Below are 22,385 nucleotides of genomic sequence, written 5' to 3'. Positions count from 1 at the left end.
TATGGCCACTTATTGGCATCTTAGCGATGTTAATATCGATCCGCATTCTTTATATGAAATTATCTGCTATTTCGTTCAATGATGTATTAGAACGTCTTTCTAATTTAAGCATACATCACTGGCTTTTAGCTTGTTTTTGCTCATTTATCGCCTATTCAGCTCTTGCTGGTTACGATCGCATTGCTTTGCAACATCTCGGTCGTAAAATTTCTTGGACATTTATAGCTATATGTTCATTCACCACCTATGCACTTTCACATAATATTGGCGCATCGGTTTTTTCGGGCGCCGTCGTACGTTATCGCGCTTATACAATAAAAGGGCTAAGTGGAACAGAAATTGCTATATTAGTAGGTTTTTGTTCACTTACTTTTGCAATTGGCACAATCTTACTTTCTGGCATCGTCTTAATCTTACAACCAGAAATTATAACCCTCATTCATAATGGTTTTCCCAAATGGTTAGGCGTAATAATCGGTTTGATTTTACTTACTTGTATAGCTCTTTATATTTTAGGCAGTTGGTTGCAATTAAAACCATTACGTATAAACAAAAAGACACAACTTTCCTATCCGCAGCTTAAAATTGTCATTCGACAACTCATCATTAGCCCACTAGAGATCTTAGGAGCAGCAGGAATTATATACGCTGTGCTACCAAACGATACTGACGTTAATTTTATCTCTGTACTCGGTGTTTTTCTTGCATCTTTTTCTATAACTCTTCTCTCCAATGCCCCTGCAGGAGGTTTAGGAATTCTTGAAGCTTTATTTATAACAGGTATGCCCAATACAGACCCTACTGATGTTATTGCTGCACTTATCGTATTTAGAATCCTCTATTTGATCATACCACTTATCATTTCATTATTCTTTATAGCGATTTTTGAAACTCAACAATATCTTAAACGAACACAGAAAACTCGCTCTGAATAAAAAACAATTTCACTTTATTTATTTTTATACAGATTAATATCTTAAAAACTTAGCTAAATCTTTGCATATGGCTAGTATGCAATTAGCAATTTGCTAAAATGATAACACTCACACAATTGATAAAAAAATTTCTCTATCATCTTAATTATTCGTCATAATAATTTCGATTATTCATTTTTTACTTTAACAATTAGTACTTCTCCTGCAAAATAAGTTGAGAGATAAGAACTTTAGAGATATTTCGACGATCCATTTCAATGACTTTAAAACATAAACCTTCCGCTTCAAAACTTTCACCTTCATTTGGTAAATGACCCAAACGCCAAAGCATAAATCCTGCAAGTGTAGTATAACGGTCTGATTCATCAACAAGATTACGCTCGAGATAACCACTTAAACGACGAATATCAGCATATCCTTCAACAAGTAAATTTCCGTCTTCGAGTTTTTCTGCCACAACAGATTCTTCATCATCATCAGGAAAATCACCTGCAATCGCCTCAAAAATATCTGTTGGTGTTGCAATACCTTTCAAAGATCCATGCTCATCAACAATAATAGCAAGTTGAATTGAAGAATGCCGTAATTTCTCCATTAATCGTAAAACACCCGTATTCTCATGAACAACAAGAGGCTCACGCATAGCTTTTTGCCAATTAATCTTTTTCCCCTCAGCTAAATTTAAAAGAAGGTCTTTGGTCAAAGCAACACCAACAAATTCATCTATTTTTTCACGCGCAAGAATTAAACGGCTATGTTTAACTCGTTGCAATTCTTCACGCATTTCACTTTCATCACCACTCAAATCTAACCATTCGATCTCATTACGCGGTGACATAATAGAACGTACGGGGCGATCTGCTAAGTCAAGAACACCGCGAATCATTTCTTTTTCTTCTGGCCGAAAAATTTCTGAATTAGCAGCTTGTTCAACAATAACGTCTACAGTTTCACTAAGATTACTACCTTTTTTACCACCTCCTAAAAGCCTCAAAACAGCATCAGCTGTCCGTTCACGTAGATCATTTGTTGTAATCATCTTTTCACGATTACGACGTCCAATTTGATTAAAAGCTTCAATAACAACCGAAAAACCAATAGCGGCATATAAATAACCCTTCGGAATATGAAAGCCAAATCCCTCAACAATGAGAGTAAAACCAACCATCATTAAGAAACCAAGACATAGAATCACAATAGTAGGATGACGATTAATAAAACGCATAAGGGTTCCTGATCCCCACATCATAACACCCATAGCAATAATAACCGCTATATACATAACCATTGCTTGTTCTTTAACAATCATACCTGTTGCAGTAATAATACTATCAAGAGAAAACACTGCATCAAGCACAACAATTTGAATAATTACTTGCCAAAAAACAGCATAAATAACTCCTTTTTTTTGTGTATGCATCGTACTTTCTAGTCTTTCGTGTAACTCCAATGTTCCTTTTGCTAACAAAAAAGCTCCACCACTAACCAAGATTAGGTTGTGCCAACTAAACACAAAGGATGAAATAGAAAGAATTACCTTATCAAGACTCATTACCCAACCAATAACTGTCAGAAGACAAAGCCGCATCAATAAAGCTAAAGCTAAACCTATAAAACATGCACGATCACGTAAATGTAAAGGTAATTTTTCTGCTAAGATCGCAATAAAGACAAGATTATCTATACCTAAAACAATTTCGAGAAAAATTAATGTAACCAAGCCAAACCACGCATGGGGATCAGTGATCCATTCCATTATAGCCCACCCTTTAAAAATATCTTAAAAATTAAAAAGCTTAAATGCACTTTGCTGATGAAAAAAAACATAAACCTTCATCCGCATAAGTAATGAATAATATTCAATATAAATAAATTACATGCAAAAATAGGTACCTTCAAAGCAGTGCTTAAATCGGTACGATTGTTGATAAAATACATAAAAAACAACAACCTACACCATTTAATACAAGAAGAAGACTCTCCTGAATCTTGTCCGGGCATTACGCTCGACGATCCTCCAATTATAGTTCTACACTAACTAGAACAACTATTTATAAAACTTCTTAAATTAATAGGTTTATTTTTATATAATATCAAGAGGAGAAGCATATTTTTTAATTTATAGCGTAACTATAATATAAACACTATTCATTTCATAAATATATCAAAAACAATGAGTCTATCTAGACATCCTCTTTTAGGAGCGTTATAGAAGATTGTTTATTTTTATCTCTTGAAAAACTGTGGGTGATTAGCTCAGTTGGTAGAGCAGCTGACTCTTAATCAGCGGGTCGTGGGTTCAATTCCCTCATCACCCACCAATAAAATCAATTGGTTAGTGAAAAAACATAAATAAAATTCTAAATGCTTTTAAAATTCTAATAATCTTTATAGATTTTGAAAATTTAAACTTTTCTGGATTTTGGATCTTTTGTTGGATCTTTTTCTAGCATAAAAAGTCTTTATTTATGTTAAAAAGAAATTTGGTAAACAATTTTATATATGATAAAGTTTACTCATGAATTATCGGCATATTTATCATGCTGGCAATTTTGCTGATGTCTTTAAACACATTATTGTCACACGGATCGTAGAATACCTCAAACACAAAGAAAAAGCCTTTCGTGTTATAGATACGCATGCGGGTATTGGGCTCTACAACCTTTCTTCTATAGAAGCATATAAAACAGGAGAATGGCGTGAAGGCATCGGACGACTTCTCTCAATTTCTATCCCTGAAGACTTAAAAGAGCTTCTTGCCCCATGGTATGGAGTTATTTTTGCAATCAATAAAGAAAATAAAGAAGTTACTTTCTATCCTGGATCACCTATTCTTATTCGCCAACTATTACGTAAAAAAGATCGACTAACCGCAATTGAATTGCACCGTGAAGATTACCAAATTTTAGCCAGTCACTTTGCTGGTGATTATCAAACAAAAATTCTGCATCTAAATGGTTGGCTCTCTTTAAATTCTCATCTACCACCAAAAGAAAAACGTGGGCTTATTTTCGTTGATCCTTCTTTTGAACAACCAGGAGAATTTTCCCGTTTTATTGAAGGAATAGTGAAAGCATATCGGCGTTTCCCTGGAGGATTATATGCTTTATGGTATCCTGTTAAATATAATAAAGAGATTGAAATTTTTCTTCATGCACTTCACAAAACAGGAATTCCAAAAATTTTACAACTCGAGATGCGTATTCGAAAAAGCGCATCCCCACCTACAATTCATGGTAGTGGCATGATCCTTATTAATCCTCCTCATCTTCTTGAAAACGAAATGAAAAAAATCAGTCCTTTCCTTATCAATCATCTTGGACAGGATAAGCATGCACAAGTCATACAAAAATGGCTTTCATAGAACTAATTTATGATCTTTATTATTTGTATTTTTAATAAAACTCACTCTAAAAATTATTAATTCTGATGCCATAATACGATTATTTATAGAAAAAACAGCAATTAATAAACAAAGCGCTTGATTAGAAAAAATCATTTCACATTTCAAATATAAAATAGTTTTAGGTAAATTAATGAGTTTAGAAAATATATGCTTACTTGTACAAACAATAGAAAAAAATTGCCTTTTTTATCCGACATTACATGGCATAATGCTCATCAAAAAAACAATAATAATCAATCTAAAGGTGTTGCACTCATCCAAGAACTTGTCAAAAACCTCCCTCATAAACCAGGCGTTTATCGGATGTTAAATGAAAATGGTGATATCCTCTATATTGGAAAAGCACGAAACTTAAAAAAACGTGTTTCAAATTATACCCGTGAACAAGGACACAATAACCGTATTACACGTATGATTCGTGAAACGAATCATATGGAATTTGTCGTTACCCATACAGAAATAGAAGCACTCCTTTTAGAGGCTAATTTAATTAAAAGATTACACCCACGTTTTAATGTACTATTGCGTGATGACAAAACTTTTCCTTATATCATTATCACAGATGACCATCGAGCACCTGCGCTTTACAAACACCGTGGTATCCAAACACGAAAAGCTCATTATTTTGGTCCGTTTGCTTCTTCGGAAGCGGTTACACAAACAATCAATGTTTTACAACGCGCCTTTTTATTACGAACTTGTACTGATTCAGTTCTTGAAAACTGTACACGACCTTGTTTACTTTACCAAATTAAACGCTGTTCAGCTCCTTGTACACATGAAATTAGTGACAATGATTATTTACAACTGGTTCAAAAAGCAAAAGCTTTTCTTTCAGGAAAAAGTCAATTAGTCAAAAATGATATGGTTCAAGCTATGCATAAAGCTGCAGAAAATCTTGATTTTGAACAAGCTATAGCCTATCGTAATCGTTTATCAGCTCTTTCTCACATACAAAGTCATCAAAGCATTAATCCTCAAACCGTAAAAGAAGCAGATGTTTTTGCAATTGCCCAACAGGAAGGAATAACTTGTATTCAAGTATTCTTTTTCCGTATGGGCCAAAATTGGGGAAATCGATCCTATTTTCCAAAAGCAGATCCATCTTTTTCTAGAGCTGAAATTTTAGCAAGTTTTCTTACACAATTTTATGATAATAAACCAATTCCAAAACTTATTCTTTTATCTGATACAATTGCAGAAGAAGCAATTCTTAAAGAAGCGTTAAGTCTGAAAGCAAATCACAAAATATCTCTATCTTTACCAAAGAAAGGGGAACGCAAAGCCCTTGTCAATCATGCTTATACTAATGCCTATGAAGCACTCAAACACAAACTTGCTGAAACATCAACACATAAAAAACTTCTTCAGAGTATTGTTGAAACATTTCAACTATCTCATACCCCACGCCGTATAGAAGTCTATGACAACTCACATATTATGGGAACTAATGCAGTAGGTGTAATGATTGTTGTTGACCAAACAGGTTTTGTTAAAAATCAATATCGTAAATTCAACATTCGCTCGACCAATATCCAACCTGGTGATGATCTTGGTATGATGAAAGAAGTAATTGAACGAAGATTTTTACGTCTTCTCAAAACATATGGTTTACCTAATAAGAATAAAAATATTGGATATGAATCATCTTGTCCTTTTTGGCCTGATCTTATATTAATTGATGGAGGACAAGGACAAATAAATATTACTAATACAGTGTTATCTGAATTAGGTTTAAATGATTTTGTCACAGTAATCGGTATAGCTAAAGGCGTTGATCGGAAAGCCGGTCTAGAAAGGTTTTTTATAAAAGGGAAACAACCTTTTACGCTCTCTCCACACGATCCTATTCTTTATTTTTTGCAACGTCTACGCGATGAAGCACACCGCTTTGCAGTTGGAACTCACAAAGTAAAACGAAAAAAAGAAGCATTTAAGAATCCACTTGATGAAATCAAAAAAATAGGCCCTATAAGAAAGCATGCTTTGCTTAACTACTTTGGAAGTTCTAAAGCAGTTTCTAGAGCATCCGTTGAAGATTTAACAAAAGTTCAAGGTATTTCTAATGCAATTGCACAAAAAATTCATAATTATTTTAATGAAAAATAAAGCTTGTCTCATAAGCTTTGCCTTGTTACGTTCATAAAATATCCTGTACTCTAAAAACTGAAAATAGCTCTATGAAAAATCATACTTTTTCTTTCCCTAATATTCTGACTTATGCACGAATCATTGCTGTTCCATTGGTTGTAGCGTGTTTTTTCTTAGAAGGGCGTCTACAATCGAGTGATATTGCTCGTTGGATTGCTGTTTCTATTTTTATTATTGCATCCATTACCGACTTTTTGGATGGCTATCTTGCTCGTATTTGGCAACAAACATCTAATATTGGCCGCATGTTGGATCCAATTGCAGATAAACTTCTTGTCTCTGCCTGCCTGCTCTTACTCGCCGCAGAAAGTACTATCGCTGGGTGGACACTTTGGGCAGCAATTATTATTCTTTGTCGAGAAATTCTTGTCTCTGGATTACGTGAATATTTAGCTGAATTAAAAGTTAGTGTGCCTGTTTCTCGTTTTGCAAAATGGAAAACTTTTGTACAAATGATAGCTATTATATTACTCTTAGCAGGGCCTGCTGGTAATAAAATAGTTCCTTACACAACGGAATTCGGTATTGCCATGCTGTGGATTGCAGCTCTTCTTACATTATGGACAGGATGTGATTATTTCCGCGCCGGTTTGAAACATGTTATCACATAAAAAAATAAACGACCAGATTACAGCTCATCACGCTAAGTAAGTATTTATCATTGTTTAAACATGACACATAGAATATTGGGGAAATTATGCAAATATAGAATTATAAAATCCAATGTATTAGAAAAATACTTTTTAGGCATAGTAATATTACGTTTTTAAAGCAAGCAATCTTGCTAAAAAAGCCCCGTAACAAGTTTCAGAGAATTTTCATTTTCTATATGTTATTTCATCATCAACCAACAATTTCAATATCGGAAAACCAATAAGCTATCTCCGTTTTTGCAGACTCAGCACTATCTGAACCGTGAACAGAATTTTCACTAATTGATAAAGCATGTATTTTACGAATCGTTCCTTCCTGTGCATCAATAGGATTTGTAGCACCCATAATTTCACGATTTTTAACGATTGCATTTTCCCCTTCTAAAACCTGCACAACAGTCGGACCAGAAGACATAAATGTTACCAATTCTTCAAAAAATGGAAGTCCTTTATGAATCGCATAAAATCCCTCTGCTTGCTGTTGACTCATCCACAAGCGCTTGGATGCGACAACACGTAATCCACCATCTTCAAGCATTTTTGTAATTGCCCCTGTTAAATTACGACGTGTTGCATCAGGTTTAATCATTGATAGAGTGCGTTCTATAGCCATTTGATACTACCTTTCTTTCATTTAAAAACTGTTTTCACTTCTCTATAACAAGTAAAAAAGCTTTTACCAAATAACAGCAAAGAAATCTGTATTAATTTTCAATTGTATAATTCTTTTTAAGATTCACCTTCATAAAACAAAAATGTTAGTGGTAATTTACATTTTTCCTTAATAATCACATCATCATTTTTCATTCAAAAATTGAACAAACTTGTGCTTATTGGAAAATCATATAAAAGAAACTTTTCATGATGTTGGTGTTGAATGATATTATAATATGGATGGCAGGATGTTTTTTAATCGATCGCGCTAATATTCACTTAATGTTTAGCTCAAAACTGAATTTTTTGGAAATAATAAAACCGATAAATCAGCCTTTTTCGTTTCATCACAGAGCGATATCTCCCCTGAAAAAATGCTGATATTCTCATACAAGAAAAAGCACGAATTGATTTAGTTTCCCAAGAAGCACCAACAACTGAACAGTTCTCGCTCGAAATTGTTTTTAGATGCAAATAAAGAACTTTACTAATCTTCTCTGTGAAACAGAAATGCCACTGACCCGATACGCATTACTAACATTCATACATGTTTAAGTGATATTAATGCCTATTCTGCAAAAGCATGCGCTAATAAAATTCTTTCTGTTCTAGGATTTGATCCTCATACACAAAAAAACTATATCCTCTTTTTCTGGTGGATGGCGCATACGCATCGCATTGGCAATTGTACTCTTTACTGAACCTGACCTTTTACTCCTCGGTGAATCAACAAATTATCTTGATATTGAAAGCACTTTATGACTCATCGAATATATACACCAATATCCCTATACAATTATTCTAATTAGCCAAGATCGCGATTTCTTAAATACACAGTTAACTTTAACATTTATCTTGATAAGTAATAAACTTACTTTCTGGTGTGGTAACGACGATCAATTTAAACAACAAAAAGTGTAAACTTACCAGATTACAGCAAACAGAACAGGAAAAATAAGAAGCACAAAAAAACATATGGAGAATTCATTAACCGTTTTCTTGCAAAAGCAGGTAATGCGAAAAGCACAATCATACCTTAGGCACTAGAAAAAATTAAACTAATCATGCCATGGAAAACCAAATATATTCAATCTTTCACTTTTCTAAAAGAAGACAAATCTTTAGCCTCTTCTACTATTGAATTATCAAATAAATATTGGTTATGAAAAAGAGAAACCTATTATTAAAGAATTAAATTTGAGAATTGATAATGATCACCGTGGGCCCCATCTTCTCATCTTCGATAAGCCTACTAATCATCTTGACATTAATAGTTGTAAGCAATTAATCTATACACTCAATAATTTAATAGAGCAGTTATACTAATTTCTCATGATCGCCACCTTATTAAAGCAACAATAGAGCAGTTTTAGCTTGAAAAAATAGAACTATTCTGCCTTATAAAGATGATATAAATACTTATCCTATAGATAGTTCTTGGGCTTTCTCAAATGAGTAAAGAAAAATCACTTTACAAAACATTCTATTCTTGCACCATTACGCAAAGAATTGCTGACATTGAATCATTGATAAATTCTCTTCAAAAACAAATTGAATAATTTGATAAAAATTTAATCCCTATTTTTTCCATAATCAGTTATTTGAAAAAGAATGCACCAAAGGAGTTAAAAAACTAGAAGAAGTTGAAACACTCTGGTTTGATTTATCTAATCAATATAAAATAAAAAGTAACATAAAAACATAGCCACCACACCATTAACCTTCTTCCGTAATAGAATGATGGCTATTCATAAAAAATATTTTAAAAACTTCTCAAAAAATAGAAATCACAATAAAAACGCACCTAGTTTAGAAACTATAGCGTAATCCCAAAATACCTTGAAGCGATTGTTTAACTTTCTGTCCTTTGAGATAATAAGTTTCAGCATAAAGCGATAAATTTTCGCCAACGAAACTATTTAAACCAATCCCTAACTTACCTGTATCCCCAGATAAATCAGTAGTAAATTTATGCTGCTTATTAATTGTCGTACTATTATTATCTATATATTCACGTAACCACGCAGCTGTTATATAAGTCATTAAATGAGTATCACTATTTAAATTAAATTTATGTCCTATAGATAATCCAACTGCACTCCGCACTGAAGTAGATCTCTTCATATCACCTGTCATCTTATTTGAAAGCCGTATTTCCTCACCTTTAACATGTATTCCTATTAATTGAGTATAAGGCTGTATCCAAGTATCTTGCGCTGCTTCAAAATGATAACCTGCTTCAAATGACGTACCTAATGCCCATTGATTATAATCGCCTTTAATATCCAAACCACTCGTTGAAATAGTCTTCAAATTATTTTTATAATAATTATATTTCAAAACACTATCTAAATACCAACCTTGATTATCAAAATAAGTGGCATAAGCTCCAACACTATAAGTGTCCATATTACTGACACCACCTCGTGCATGAGCAATACGCGCTTGATCATAACTTCCAAAACCACCAACATAAAAATCCCCATTCATCAGCTCTTTCAACCGATCGACACCTAATATTATACCAGTCTGATCAAGTGTAAAATGTGCATGGCCCGTAGCCAAACGTTCTTGCCCCTTAATTGCATATGTCCATAAAGCATTATTTTTCTTATTTTTTCCTAAAATGCCTCTTCCAGCACGTAAGCTTTGCAACTCATTGTTAAAAACAAGTTCAGGAACTACCGCCAAAGATAACACGGCATCTGTTGATGGAGTAGTTGGCGGTGTAGGTATTGGCATTGGTGTTGGAACTAGAGGATCTACCTCATCAGTACGATCTGCAGCTAAATACCAAATCTTTTCAGAATTATCTTTTCTTTGTTTCAAACCATACATATAAGTACCGCCATCAACAGCTTTAATGTTCGCACCAGAAAAATCTACCAGATTAAAATGAGCTCCTCCACTTTCACTTTTATCAGTAATTAAATCAAGTTGTTGTGAAAGAGGATTTGCGATTTCAGAACCAGAATCAACAACACTTATTGTGTGATTACCATTACCATTATCAATAACGAGATAATCACCACGTTTCTCTGCAATAGCAGTATTAAACTTAAAATGTAAACTTCCTAATTCATCAGAAAGGTTTTCAACATAAAGTCGAGAATAGCGTGCCTGAACCTGATCAAGGGTAAAAGTAACTGTCCCCTTACCACTTAATTTTTTAATCAAAGCACTGTCTGCATCGCGTGCACTAATAACAAGTAATTCTGTATCTTTTCCATTTAAAACAAAGCTTTCTATTGTAGATTTACGCTCTGCACTTCCAGCATAAAGATAAAACTTTCCAGAATCATTAATTATTGTATTCCCTTCTAACACTGCACCAGCATATACCCAAGAACTCGCATTATCATTAACAGTTAAGTCGTATACATAACCATCCGGATATATCTCTTGAACAGCATTACCTTGTAAAATAACAGTGATGGCTGTACCTCCTGCAAAAACACGCTGCTTCCCATCCTTAAAAACTTCAGTATCTACTGCAAAACCACCCTCTTCGTTATTTCCTTTATAAATATTTTGTACTCCTCCTTTCATCACTTTCGTATTCCACGCTACCCCACCTTCATAGAGATTTTGTTGTCCTGGTGTTTCATCTTGACTATAAATCACAGTGTTATAAGCATGACTATTGATAATTTTTTCATCATCTAACATCCCGAAAACAAACTGCTCACCCCCATTAATGTTAACATTAAATGCAGTTTGTCCCCTTTGAACTTTTTGTCTTTGATTTTCATTAACAGTAAGAGAATCATTCTGTAAATAAAAGCTATCCCCTTCATTATAACTACTACCATCATGAAGAATAATATCACTAACAATATGACCATCAACATAGACAGAATTAACATCGAAATAAGTAGGAAAATTCTCAGTTCTGAGAGAATTTTTTGAATTAAAAGGTAATATTACTTCTACTTCTATGTCAGATGGAGATGAATCTGCACTCGTAGCTTGTACAAGAGAAATGTTAGCGACTAATATCCCAAAAACTAATTTACATTGCATGTTTAAACTCCACTGTCAAAAATTACGAATTAAGTAGCCTCAATCATCACTACAGAGCATAAATCAAAATAAAGAATGAGGTCGTTTTTGAAGCACACACAGCGCTTCACATAATATTCTCTGATAATTAGAAACTTAACTTGACACAAAAAACTTATGTAGAAACAGATCAGAGAACAAAATACACCTCTTATTCAAAAACTATAGCGTAACCCTACAATCCCCTGAAGTGATCGTTTCGTTTTTTTCCCTTTGAGATAATGTGCTTCAGCATAAAGGTTCAAATTTTCACTAACAAAACCATTCAAACCAATACCAAATTTACCAGCATTACCAGATAAATCAGTATTAAATTTATGCTGTTTATTAATTGTTGTATGATTGTTATCTATATACTCACGTAACCAAGCCGCCTTAGTATAAGTCATTAACTGAGTAGGAGTACCTAAATTAAACTCATGCCCTATAGATAACCCAATTTCGCTACGTAATGAAGTATATGGATCAATATCACCTATCATTTCATTAGAAAGCTTTATTTCTTTACCTTCAACTCGCAACCAAATTAATTGAGCATAAGGCTGAGTCCAACTATCTTGTGCTAACTTAATACGACGACCTGCTTCAAAGGAAGCACCTATCGCCTTCTGATTATAATCTCCTTTGATATTTAAACCGTTTGTTGAAACAGCTTGAAGATTATTTTGATAATGATTATATTTCAGAATACTATCTAAATACCAACCGCGATCACCAAAATAAGCCGCATAAGTTCCAACACTACAAATATTTACATGACTAACACCACCCCGTGCATGAGAAATATTTGATTGGTCATAACTACCAAAACCACCAATATAAAACTGCCCATTTACTAAATCGCTTAACCAGTCAATTCCTACCATTATACCAGTTTGATCCAGCTTAAAATGCGTATGATCTGTAGCAAGATGTTCTTTGCTCTTAATCCCATATGTCCATAGAGCTATATTCTTCTTATTTTTTTCTATAAAGCCTCTTCCAGCACGCAAACTTTGTAACTCATTGTTAAAAATAAGCCCGGGGGCCACCGCCAAAGATAGCAATGCATCCGTCGATGGAGTCGTAAATGGAGCAGATACAACCTCAGAAATCGGATTAAATACTGGAAACTGTTCCTCATCATCATGATTCACAAACTCTGAAGAACTCTCTTGATCTTCTAAATCAGTATTTTCATTGTCTTCTGGATACACCGGTTTTATTAAATCAAGGACAGAATCCTCTTCTTTATCACCAGCTATAACTGAATCATCAATTTGGGGCTCTTGTATATATTGAACCACTTCAAAATCAGGAATTTGCGATTGTTCTAAATCCAATACGGAAGAACCATCAAGCTCCACCACTGGAGAACCATCCAGTATTGGATAGTTTTCCACAACGATATCATTAGATGATAAAAAACGTCTTCGACTTTTTGGCTCATGACTACTTTGTGTTTCATCGTTCTGCGTCTCTCTCAAATCAAACGCTGAAGAACTCGCTGCAGAGCGCTGCAAATGTCGAGGAGGACGAGGTCGAGACTCTGAATTTTTACGAGAAGTTTGACTTTTTTGACCTCTTGATTTGCCGTTATTTTGTTTACCATTACCCATAGAATTGGATGAAGTAGATAAAAAATCAACAAATAGTTTTTTTTCGATAAAGCGCTTAGAAGGAGAACTTATTTGGCGAGACTGGTTAGAATTGGAAGACAAAAACCAAGTTTTCAAATTTCCACTTTTTTCTCTCTTTTGCAAAGTATACATATAAACTCCAGCATCAACAGCACCAATTGATCTACCGGAAGAACTATCTGCCAAAGTGAACGTAGCTCCTCCATTTACACTTGTATCAGTAACCAAATTGAGCTCACTAACACGACCATATTTTTGCAAAAAGTAATTTGCAATTTCACTGCCAGAATCGGTAACACTTATTGTATGAGTACCTGAACCATCTTTAATTACTATATAATCATTTCCCCTCCCTACATCACTAACATTAAACTTGAAATGCATACCCCCTGAAAGTTTTCCAACATTAAGTTTAGAATGCCGTTTATCATATCCAACATAAGAGAAAACTATTGTTCCCCCATTCCCACTTAAATCTTCAATATCAATTTCAGAACTCTGGCTCCTATTCTGGGCACCAACAGAAAACAATTTCTCAGAACTTCGCCCTTCTAAAGTAATTTCTTCTTTTGTAACATGACTTATATTATCACCCGCATAAAGATAAAGGTGCCCCTGCTCATTAACTTTTACTGGCCCTGTTAAACTTGCACCAACATGTATCCAAGATTGCGCTTGATCTTGAATTGTTAGATTTTTCACTCTTCCACCAGGATATACTACTTGAAGAGCTTTCTCCTTCAAGATAACATTCAAAGCCTCTCCCCCTGCTAAAACAAGCTGTTTACCGTTTGAAGAAACTTCAGTATTTGATGCAGTACCACCTTTTGTTGTTTTTCCTTTATAAAGGTGTTGCATCCCATTTCTCTTGATTTTTGTATTCCAGGCTTCTCCCCCATCATATATATTCTGTTGACCAATATTTCCATTTGTACCAAAAACCACAGTATCATAAGCCCTACTTTTTCTACCTGTTCTCCCAATATTTCCAGGACTTTCATCAAAAACAAACTGCGAGCCCCCATCAATTTGAGTTGATATTGTAGTCCCTCCCCGTGTAACGAGCTGTTTTCCATCTTTATAAATAACAGCATTCGTTGAAGTTCCATTATTTTCAATAACCTCGAGCCCCCCTTCTTCAATTTTGGTATTCATACTAATACTCTGAGTAATACTTGAAGAGTTTTTCAATACTTTATCCTTTGTAAAAGTAGAGGAAAATTTTTTTATTAATTCACTTAAATCTCCCTCACTGAAATCAAAAAAACCATCAGACATCTTCTCCACTTTTTCCCGCGCACTTGCGCTTTGTATGAAAAAAGTACTGATCATTAATACTGAAAAACTTAACTTGTAATATTGCATGACCTACACTCCATCATCAAAAGCTAGATTAATACCCCTATTTATCAAGCAGCTCGCTTCTAATTTATCATAATGTGTTTTATAATGTATCATAATGTATTTTATATTACAATATAATAATATCTAATTAAGAGCTATGATGAAAAATTTATTGAATAATTTCAATATTAGAAAAAAATCAGAGGAAAAAAACATGTATGCTACACGTTTTATAAAAAACCAAAATGAATTTAACTGATAAAAAATCGATGTTGTAAATTAGAATATAGAAGCATCATGCCTGGTCTACATTCCCTCAAAAAGAGTTTTCTGATCATTAATATTTGCCTTACAAATACCACTCTAAGATGATCAGAAAACAAAATATATCTAGTTTAGAAACTATAGCGTAATCCCAAAATACCTTGAAGCGATTGTTTAACTTTCTGTCCTTTGAGATAATAAGTTTCAGCATAAAGCGATAAATTTTCGCCAACGAAACTATTTAAACCAATCCCTAACTTACCTGTATCCCCAGATAAATCAGTAGTAAATTTATGCTGCTTATTAATTGTCGTACTATTATTATCTATATATTCACGTAACCACGCAGCTGTTATATAAGTCATTAAATGAGTATCACTATTTAAATTAAATTTATGTCCTATAGATAATCCAACTGCACTCCGCACTGAAGTAGATCTCTTCATATCACCTGTCATCTTATTTGAAAGCCGTATTTCCTCACCTTTAACATGTATTCCTATTAATTGAGTATAAGGCTGTATCCAAGTATCTTGCGCTGCTTCAAAATGATAACCTGCTTCAAATGACGTACCTAATGCCCATTGATTATAATCGCCTTTAATATCCAAACCACTCGTTGAAATAGTCTTCAAATTATTTTTATAATAATTATATTTCAAAACACTATCTAAATACCAACCTTGATTATCAAAATAAGTGGCATAAGCTCCAACACTATAAGTGTCCATATTACTGACACCACCTCGTGCATGAGCAATACGCGCTTGATCATAACTTCCAAAACCACCAACATAAAAATCCCCATTCATCAGCTCTTTCAACCGATCGACACCTAATATTATACCAGTCTGATCAAGTGTAAAATGTGCATGGCCCGTAGCCAAACGTTCTTGCCCCTTAATTGCATATGTCCATAAAGCATTATTTTTCTTATTTTTTCCTAAAATGCCTCTTCCAGCACGTAAGCTTTGCAACTCATTGTTAAAAACAAGTTCAGGAACTACCGCCAAAGATAACACGGCATCTGTTGATGGAGTAGTTGGCGGTGTAGGTATTGGCATTGGTGTTGGAACTAGAGGATCTACCTCATCAGTACGATCTGCAGCTAAATACCAAATCTTTTCAGAATTATCTTTTCTTTGTTTCAAACCATACATATAAGTACCGCCATCAACAGCTTTAATGTTCGCACCAGAAAAATCTACCAGATTAAAATGAGCTCCTCCACTTTCACTTTTATCAGTAATTAAATCAAGTTGTTGTGAAAGAGGATTTGCGATTTCAGAACCAGAATCAACAACACTTATTGTGTGATTACCATTACCATTATCAATAACGAGATAATCACCACGTTTCTCTGCAATAGCAGTATTAAACTTAAAATGTAAACTTCCTAATTCATCAGAAAGGTTTTCAACATAAAGTCGAGAATAGTTCATTTTATTATCATTAAAGGTAAAATGAACAGTTCCACTACCGCTCAAATTTTTAATAAAAGTGCTATCCGTATCACTATTTACATTAGAAATAGCAAATAATTTTGTTTCTTTTCCATTTAAAATAAGATTTTCTATTGTTGTACGATGTTCATCATCTGTAGCATAAACATAAAAATGCCCTTGATTATTAAGCTTTGTATCCCCTTCTAATACTGAGCCAAAATACGCCCATGATTTTGCTTTATCATTAATCGTTAGATTTACTACATATCCACCAGTATATATTCCTTGAAAAGCGTTATTATTTAAAGTCACATTAAGAGCAGATCCGTTTTTCAGAACATATTGTTTACCATCATTAAAAACTTCGGTATCTATTGCAAAACTATCACTTTCTGCATCTTCATCTTTTTTACCAATAATTTGCACTCCTCCTTGCATCACTCTTGTATTCCATACCACCCCCCCTCATATACCATTTGTTTTCCCTTTTCTTCCCCTTGACCATAAATCACAGTGCCATTAGCAACACTCCCTGTCATTTGGCCTCCAACATTACCTTCTCCGAAAACAAACTGTATACCACCATAAATTTGTGTTCCTTGTACTTCTCCTCCACTTTCAACCTTTTGTTGTTCACCTTTGTAAATAATAGTATTCCTTGAAAAGCCTTGTTTACCTGTTGAAGCTTGAACAGTTTCAATTTCACCTTTTCTAACAATTTGAATATTTTTTTCCTTTTCACTATCATCGTCATAATATACAATATTACCATCAAGATAAATAATATCACTTTTATGTATTTCAGGGTTCAACATCTCAACATTCCGCTCCATAATGGAACAATCAAAAATACTAAAACTGTTTAACTCATTAGAAATTGGCAGAGTAATATTGCCTCGATTTGCTACTTCTTCATTATAAATTACATTTATGTCATAGTTTAAAGACCGAAAATTTGCATTTGCACCTCCCACAAAAGAGCTACTGATCATGAATACCCAATAACCTAATTTCCAATTGTATTGCATAACTACATCCTTATATTCTATCTTAGATAAATTAATGGGAGTAAGTAGCTTTGCAAAATCACATTTCAACTAGAAGTTATCAAAATTTACCAAGCGATATCATAAAAGCATAATTTTTATTCGCTTCATCTTTTCTAAAATCATTTTGGATAAATTAGACGATACATTTAATATTTTTCAAAATATCAAACTGTTTATTTTTGTGATTATAAAAAATATACTGTACATAAAAAAATCAAAAACCAGATCTTTTGATATTAACTTCAACACATTATTCTGAATTTTGGTACAAAATAATCATAGTCTAGATAACTGTAAAATAAGACTTTACTAGTGGTAATAAAATTTATCTGATATTAAACTTATATCACAAAATAAAATTAAGTTATTTTCGTAAGTGAACTATCAAAACTTAAACTCTACCTTTTTCATTAAAGGCTTATTATTTGAAATAATTTATGTATCTACAAAATTTATGAGAATTGCTAAATTCTAATAATTTAATTATTTCACTTAATAAAATACAGAAGCAAACATCCGCCATCTCAATTAAAATGGCTTTATTTTTTATATCTTCGTCCTTATTATTGCTTATGAACTCCTTCAGCAGCTGCACTTCTCTGGAGTAGAAATGTCTTCAAATGGATGTTTAATAAAAATCATATAATTTAAATTATTTTCTAGCGTTGTTACAGTACTATTGGCAAACTTCATGCATTCTTCTGTTACAACTGAAAATTAAGCCCATAACTAGTAAATCTAACAATTTTTTTAATAAACAACTGTTGTTTATATCTATTTCCAACTCTAAAAAATGTATATTATTGAGAAAAATATTTCTTCTGAATAATGGATAAACTTTTTATGAGATAAGCGTTTCAAATTATTCTTTTCAGCTAAGTATTTGGTCGGTTTTTAAACCTCTTTGAATTTTATTACCGCTTATAAAGCTAATTTCTGCATTCAATTCTCCTACTGCTAACGTATCAGCAGCTGTACCATCAGAAAATTTAAAAGATTCATCACAAGTATACACAGCTCATTTAAACACATTTCCAAATAAGCACTTATGCATCTCCCTTTTAGATTAAGAGGAATCAAACCACTCCAGCAACGCTTTTTTAGCACAGATTAATGAATGCTTTTGCTACCTCATGTTCACTTCTCTTATGAAGAGTATCTAAATCTATTATCTCATATTTATTTGCTATTTGCTAATAGAATAAACTTATCAAAAGTTAAATGTTTTTTTCGTGTTTTTGCTTTTATTGTAGTTGCTTTTCTCACAGATTCCATAGAATTACCCATTCGAGTATTTAATTCCTCTGGCGAATAATCACTGTTCACAGGTTTTTCTAAAATTTCTAGCACTTTAGGATCAAGAATACACCATTCAATCACATGCGCATTGATTACTGAAAACAGATCACAGCCCTCACGGTGTCTTTGTAAGATTTTTTTGAGATACAGCCATAAATATCTTCAGCTTTTTATGAAGCCTACTTAATTTTTCATTCTAAATACCCCCCTATACCCATCATTAACTCTCTTCAATTTCAGTCAAAACATAGATGACAAACACATCTTCATACATTAACTTCTCTAAAAAAATTATCAGAAAGCTCCTTTTTCTAACTAATTATGAATAAACCATAAAATTTCGCAAAAAAAGATTAGTAATCAACAACTCATACAATAGACTTTTTTAATATTTTAAAATATTTTTCTTAATTTTGAAATAAAAAAGTTAAAACTGAGGATATTTTATTAAAAAATATAATATAGTATTATATCCTTCTTAACTTATAACTGATACCTGTTCAAATTATCCTTTCACTTATCATAAATAGCAAAATATAATATGTGATATCTGATTAGAAATACAATACTATTAATATGTAATCCTTTATTCTCTTTTATATATTTATAATCTACAGCGATCATTAAAATCGATAAAGATAATGACTCGACACTGATATGAATTTTTTATAATCATAAAAGCTTTGTAATTTAATTTTTATACACTAAAAGGAACTTTTTATCCATGTATACAAACATAGAAAAATGCAGCACTAATCGACAATCTTCACCCAGTCGAATTTTGTTCGCGAGTTTTATTGGCACAACAATAGAATATTTTGACTTTTATGTTTTTTCAACCGCTGCAGCGCTCATATTTCCTCGATTATTTTTCCCATCTCAAAATGAGCAACTCGCTATTTTGCAATCCTTTCTCGTTTTTGGTGTCGCCTTTCTTTCTCGCCCTTTAGGATCAGTTATTTTTGGACATTTTGGTGATAAAATTGGACGAAAAATAACACTCATAGCCTCTCTCCTTACAATGGGTATTTCAACAATTATTATTGGTATCCTACCAACTTATGAAACAGCTGGTTGGCTAGCACCTTTCCTTTTAACAGTGTGTCGTTTTGGACAAGGAATTGGATTAGGAGGAGAATGGGGAGGAGCCGTCCTGCTCGCAACAGAAAATGCTCCCCCAGAAAAACGTAGTTGGTACGCAATGTTTCCACAATTAGGCGCTCCAATTGGTTTATGCGTGTCTATTATAGTTTATTTAGCACTATGGCATGCGCTTGATGAAGAGCAGCTTTTCTCATGGGGATGGCGTATTCCTTTTGTCGGTTCAATCTTTTTCATCGTTTTAGGATTATGGATCCGTATGTCGATCAATGAAACAATTGAATTCAAAAAAGTCGACCACAAAAAATCCTCCCAAATACCTGTGCTAGATGTATTCCTTAAACACCCACGAATTTTGTTTCTTGGTACATTCTGTAGCATAACAGCTCTTGTCTTATTTTATTTGGTCACGACTTACTTGCTAAGTTACTCAACAAATCATCTGCAATTATCATTCAATCAAGCACTTCAAGTAGAAATGGTAGGTGCTGTTTTCTTTGGTATTTTCACTATTCTGACGGGAAAAATTGCCAACCATATTAAACGCAGAAATTTGATGATTTGGGTGACAATGGCTACTGCTATCTATTCCTTTGCAATTCCTTACTTCTTTGAAAATGGAATTTTAGGTGTTTGCGCAATGTCTGCCATTGGTTTATCTATTATGGGAATGACATATAGTCAAATTGGCGCGGTTCTCTCATCAGCATATCCAACAGAAATTCGGTATAGTGGTGTTTCTATAACCTTTAACTTAGCTGGTATTTTTGGTGCAGCTATTGCACCTTATATTGCGGAATATTTAGTACAACATTTCAATGTCTCTTACATTAGTTATTATCTCTTCCTATCTTCTTTTATCTCACTCATTTGCTTTATTGGCTTTACAGATGAAGAAATATCAAATTAAAATACAATAATGAATAATAAAACTAATATTAGTGGCAGAGATGCCGCTAATTTCATTTGTAAAGATATTGGTTGAGGTAAAATACACCATAATATTCCAGAAAATAATGCACAAAGGAAAAAGAATAAAATATCGACAATAGTATTAATATAAGAGACAGAAAATATCTGCGATAGGATATTTGTTGTGCCCAACCATGAAACGCAAAAAAAAGCTATTATTATTGCCCATAGAATAAATAGAACTCGGTCAAATATCATCATCATTCCATTTGAATATTCTAATCTTAGGCTATTTTCATCAATTCTAAAATAAAAACCATAAAAAACTCAACAATTTCTTCTTGATTATTTCACAATAAAGAACTCTGAATTTATGTTTCTTAAATACTGATAAAAATCAAAAAAAGATATCTTGTTCATCAAACTCGCTGCTCCCAACGATGATCTTCAGTTTGCTGCCAATAAGTTAAATTATAATTTTTTGTTTTATATTCTTTCCACTGCTTACGAATAAGATTCAATTGAGCATCATTATGACCATCAAACATAATTACAAGTCGTTGATAAATATCAATATCTGAACAAACTGCTCCCTCTATAAGAAAGCGCACTTTCGAATCATTCGGATTTTCTTGTCCTGTAGTAAGGAATACAGGTTGTAAATCTGGATATTTATCATATTCTGTTCCATGTGCAATAAATGATTCATCAGCATAAACCCATAAACAAACATCTATAAAATTGCATTGTTCTTTACTCATACATTGTATTGTTACTCTACCAAAACGCTTTAATGCACGCTCAACTAAAACAGGTAAAGTCTCTTTTAGAGTTGACTTCGTCAAATGATAGAAAAGAATATCGACCATTTTAATCCTCAATACTTTTCATCACAAAGCACTATTAAGGCTTTAGCATTTTGATACAATAAAGTAAGCTAGAGTTGAAAATCTCATCTTACTTTAATAATTATATCCTTTAAAATAATATCATATCTTGATATTTATAAGATCATATTATTCTTATTTAAGTAAAAAAATAGGATTATTAATATATTTTCTTTTTACTATTTCTAGTATTTATATTGTACCATTCACTTCTATATTGATATTTCAACTAATCTAAAAATTTACATAGTAATCATAAAAACTGAATCTAGCAAATTTCGTCTTATTAATCTAAATAATCTTAGAAGATTTTTATTATTTTCTTATTGTTTCTATTAAGATTATTTCATGCTTTGTCCACAGTTTCAGCTTTTGTGTATCAAATTGAGTTGGAAATATCGCAGATATACATTAATTTATCTCAAGAACAAAGATACATACTCATGTAAACAGAATATAAACTTTTAAATATAAAAAATAATATCTGGATTCATCGTCTTCTCTTGTTAATTCAGCTTAATTTTAAGTCTTACTATTTTCAAAAACATTCATAAATGTCGAAATAAGCATAATATTATATTTATTTTATATAGTAATAAGCTAA

Annotated in this window: 14 protein-coding genes, 1 tRNA gene and 1 pseudogene; 7 read left to right on the top strand and 9 right to left on the bottom strand. The window is 32.8% G+C overall.

Annotated features, from left to right (window positions below):
• Positions 1-26: 26 nt before the first annotated feature.
• Entirely contained in the window at positions 27-935 is a 909-nt protein-coding gene (locus BJB63x_RS02055; protein WP_236823879.1) for a lysylphosphatidylglycerol synthase transmembrane domain-containing protein, read from the top strand.
• Positions 936-1,125: 190 nt separating this feature from the next.
• Here the strand turns inward: BJB63x_RS02055 and BJB63x_RS02050 are convergent, their stop codons facing one another.
• Positions 1,126-2,691, bottom strand: a complete 1,566-nt coding sequence (locus tag BJB63x_RS02050) for a TerC family protein (RefSeq protein ID WP_078719627.1) — start codon at positions 2,689-2,691, stop codon at positions 1,126-1,128.
• Positions 2,692-3,180: 489 nt separating this feature from the next.
• Between BJB63x_RS02050 and BJB63x_RS02045 the strand changes: the two genes are divergently transcribed.
• The 4 genes from BJB63x_RS02045 (at position 3,181) to pgsA (ending at position 7,103) form a co-directional block, all read left to right on the top strand.
• A tRNA-Lys gene (locus BJB63x_RS02045) sits at positions 3,181-3,256 on the top strand.
• A 197-nt stretch (positions 3,257-3,453) separates the two neighbouring features.
• Positions 3,454-4,299, top strand: a complete 846-nt coding sequence (locus BJB63x_RS02040; RefSeq protein ID WP_078718804.1) for a 23S rRNA (adenine(2030)-N(6))-methyltransferase RlmJ — start codon at positions 3,454-3,456, stop codon at positions 4,297-4,299.
• Positions 4,300-4,488: 189 nt separating this feature from the next.
• Complete coding sequence (gene uvrC / locus BJB63x_RS02035; protein ID WP_078718803.1) at positions 4,489-6,450, top strand: excinuclease ABC subunit UvrC; 1,962 nt, start codon at positions 4,489-4,491, stop codon at positions 6,448-6,450.
• 71 nt (positions 6,451-6,521) lie between these two features.
• Positions 6,522-7,103, top strand: coding sequence for a CDP-diacylglycerol--glycerol-3-phosphate 3-phosphatidyltransferase (pgsA, locus tag BJB63x_RS02030; protein ID WP_078718802.1), 582 nt, complete (start codon positions 6,522-6,524; stop codon positions 7,101-7,103).
• Positions 7,104-7,335: 232 nt separating this feature from the next.
• On the opposite strand, the gene ndk is transcribed toward pgsA, so the two are convergent.
• Positions 7,336-7,758 carry a nucleoside-diphosphate kinase gene (gene ndk, locus BJB63x_RS02025; RefSeq protein WP_078718801.1) on the bottom strand — a complete coding sequence of 141 codons (423 nt, stop codon included), beginning with the start codon at positions 7,756-7,758 and terminating at the stop codon, positions 7,336-7,338.
• A 656-nt stretch (positions 7,759-8,414) separates the two neighbouring features.
• Between ndk and BJB63x_RS06780 the strand changes: the two genes are divergently transcribed.
• On the top strand, positions 8,415-8,561 hold the full coding sequence (locus BJB63x_RS06780) for an ATP-binding cassette domain-containing protein (RefSeq protein WP_078718800.1): 147 nt from the start codon (positions 8,415-8,417) through the stop codon (positions 8,559-8,561).
• Between the two features lie 1,047 nt (positions 8,562-9,608).
• Here the strand turns inward: BJB63x_RS06780 and bafA (BJB63x_RS02015) are convergent.
• The 5 genes and pseudogenes from bafA (BJB63x_RS02015) to BJB63x_RS02000 all read right to left on the bottom strand — a co-directional run bounded on the left by bafA (BJB63x_RS02015) (position 9,609) and on the right by BJB63x_RS02000 (position 18,962).
• Positions 9,609-11,822 (bottom strand): BafA family autotransporter, encoded by a 2,214-nt coding sequence (gene bafA, locus BJB63x_RS02015; protein WP_078718798.1) that lies wholly within the window; start codon positions 11,820-11,822, stop codon positions 9,609-9,611.
• Positions 11,823-12,016: 194 nt separating this feature from the next.
• A complete protein-coding gene (bafA, locus tag BJB63x_RS02010; protein ID WP_194284794.1) occupies positions 12,017-14,758 on the bottom strand; it encodes a BafA family autotransporter in 2,742 nt (913 codons plus the stop codon).
• Positions 14,759-15,219: 461 nt separating this feature from the next.
• Positions 15,220-17,561: pseudogene (gene bafA / locus BJB63x_RS02005) on the bottom strand (BafA family autotransporter).
• Positions 17,562-18,453: 892 nt separating this feature from the next.
• On the bottom strand, positions 18,454-18,597 hold the full coding sequence (locus BJB63x_RS06550; RefSeq protein WP_194284804.1) for a hypothetical protein: 144 nt from the start codon (positions 18,595-18,597) through the stop codon (positions 18,454-18,456).
• 164 nt (positions 18,598-18,761) lie between these two features.
• Positions 18,762-18,962, bottom strand: coding sequence for a hypothetical protein (locus BJB63x_RS02000; RefSeq protein ID WP_078719626.1), 201 nt, complete (start codon positions 18,960-18,962; stop codon positions 18,762-18,764).
• A 643-nt stretch (positions 18,963-19,605) separates the two neighbouring features.
• Between BJB63x_RS02000 and BJB63x_RS01995 the strand changes: the two genes are divergently transcribed.
• A complete protein-coding gene (locus BJB63x_RS01995) occupies positions 19,606-20,892 on the top strand; it encodes an MFS transporter (RefSeq protein WP_078718795.1) in 1,287 nt (428 codons plus the stop codon).
• On the opposite strand, the gene BJB63x_RS06650 is transcribed toward BJB63x_RS01995, so the two are convergent.
• Both BJB63x_RS06650 and BJB63x_RS01985 read right to left on the bottom strand, forming a co-directional pair.
• A complete protein-coding gene (locus BJB63x_RS06650) occupies positions 20,889-21,152 on the bottom strand; it encodes a hypothetical protein (RefSeq protein WP_078718794.1) in 264 nt (87 codons plus the stop codon). The genes BJB63x_RS01995 and BJB63x_RS06650 overlap by 4 nt on opposite strands.
• Before the next feature lie 161 nt (positions 21,153-21,313).
• Positions 21,314-21,763 carry a DNA polymerase III subunit chi gene (locus BJB63x_RS01985; RefSeq protein WP_078718793.1) on the bottom strand — a complete coding sequence of 150 codons (450 nt, stop codon included), beginning with the start codon at positions 21,761-21,763 and terminating at the stop codon, positions 21,314-21,316.
• Positions 21,764-22,385 lie beyond the last annotated feature (622 nt).

The sequence above is a fragment of the Bartonella sp. JB63 genome, from assembly GCF_002022665.1.
Taxonomy (GTDB): domain Bacteria; phylum Pseudomonadota; class Alphaproteobacteria; order Rhizobiales; family Rhizobiaceae; genus Bartonella.
The sequence above is the reverse complement of the archived record's forward strand: the minus strand, read 5'-3'. Positions and strand labels throughout refer to the sequence as shown.

Excerpts from the sequence above, each read along its gene's own strand:
- BJB63x_RS02040 (WP_078718804.1), top strand. The coding sequence starts at position 3,454 with ATGAATTATCGGCATATTTATCATGCTGGCAATTTTGCTGATGTCTTT.
- ndk (WP_078718801.1), bottom strand. The coding sequence starts at position 7,758 with ATGGCTATAGAACGCACTCTATCAATGATTAAACCTGATGCAACACGT.
- pgsA (WP_078718802.1), top strand. The coding sequence starts at position 6,522 with ATGAAAAATCATACTTTTTCTTTCCCTAATATTCTGACTTATGCACGA.
- BJB63x_RS06650 (WP_078718794.1), bottom strand. The coding sequence starts at position 21,152 with ATGATATTTGACCGAGTTCTATTTATTCTATGGGCAATAATAATAGCT.
- BJB63x_RS01995 (WP_078718795.1), top strand. The coding sequence starts at position 19,606 with ATGTATACAAACATAGAAAAATGCAGCACTAATCGACAATCTTCACCC.
- uvrC (WP_078718803.1), top strand. The coding sequence starts at position 4,489 with ATGCTTACTTGTACAAACAATAGAAAAAAATTGCCTTTTTTATCCGAC.
- BJB63x_RS02055 (WP_236823879.1), top strand. The coding sequence starts at position 27 with ATGTTAATATCGATCCGCATTCTTTATATGAAATTATCTGCTATTTCG.
- bafA (WP_194284794.1), bottom strand. The coding sequence starts at position 14,758 with ATGTCTGATGGTTTTTTTGATTTCAGTGAGGGAGATTTAAGTGAATTA.
- BJB63x_RS01985 (WP_078718793.1), bottom strand. The coding sequence starts at position 21,763 with ATGGTCGATATTCTTTTCTATCATTTGACGAAGTCAACTCTAAAAGAG.
- bafA (WP_078718798.1), bottom strand. The coding sequence starts at position 11,822 with ATGCAATGTAAATTAGTTTTTGGGATATTAGTCGCTAACATTTCTCTT.
- BJB63x_RS02050 (WP_078719627.1), bottom strand. The coding sequence starts at position 2,691 with ATGGAATGGATCACTGATCCCCATGCGTGGTTTGGCTTGGTTACATTA.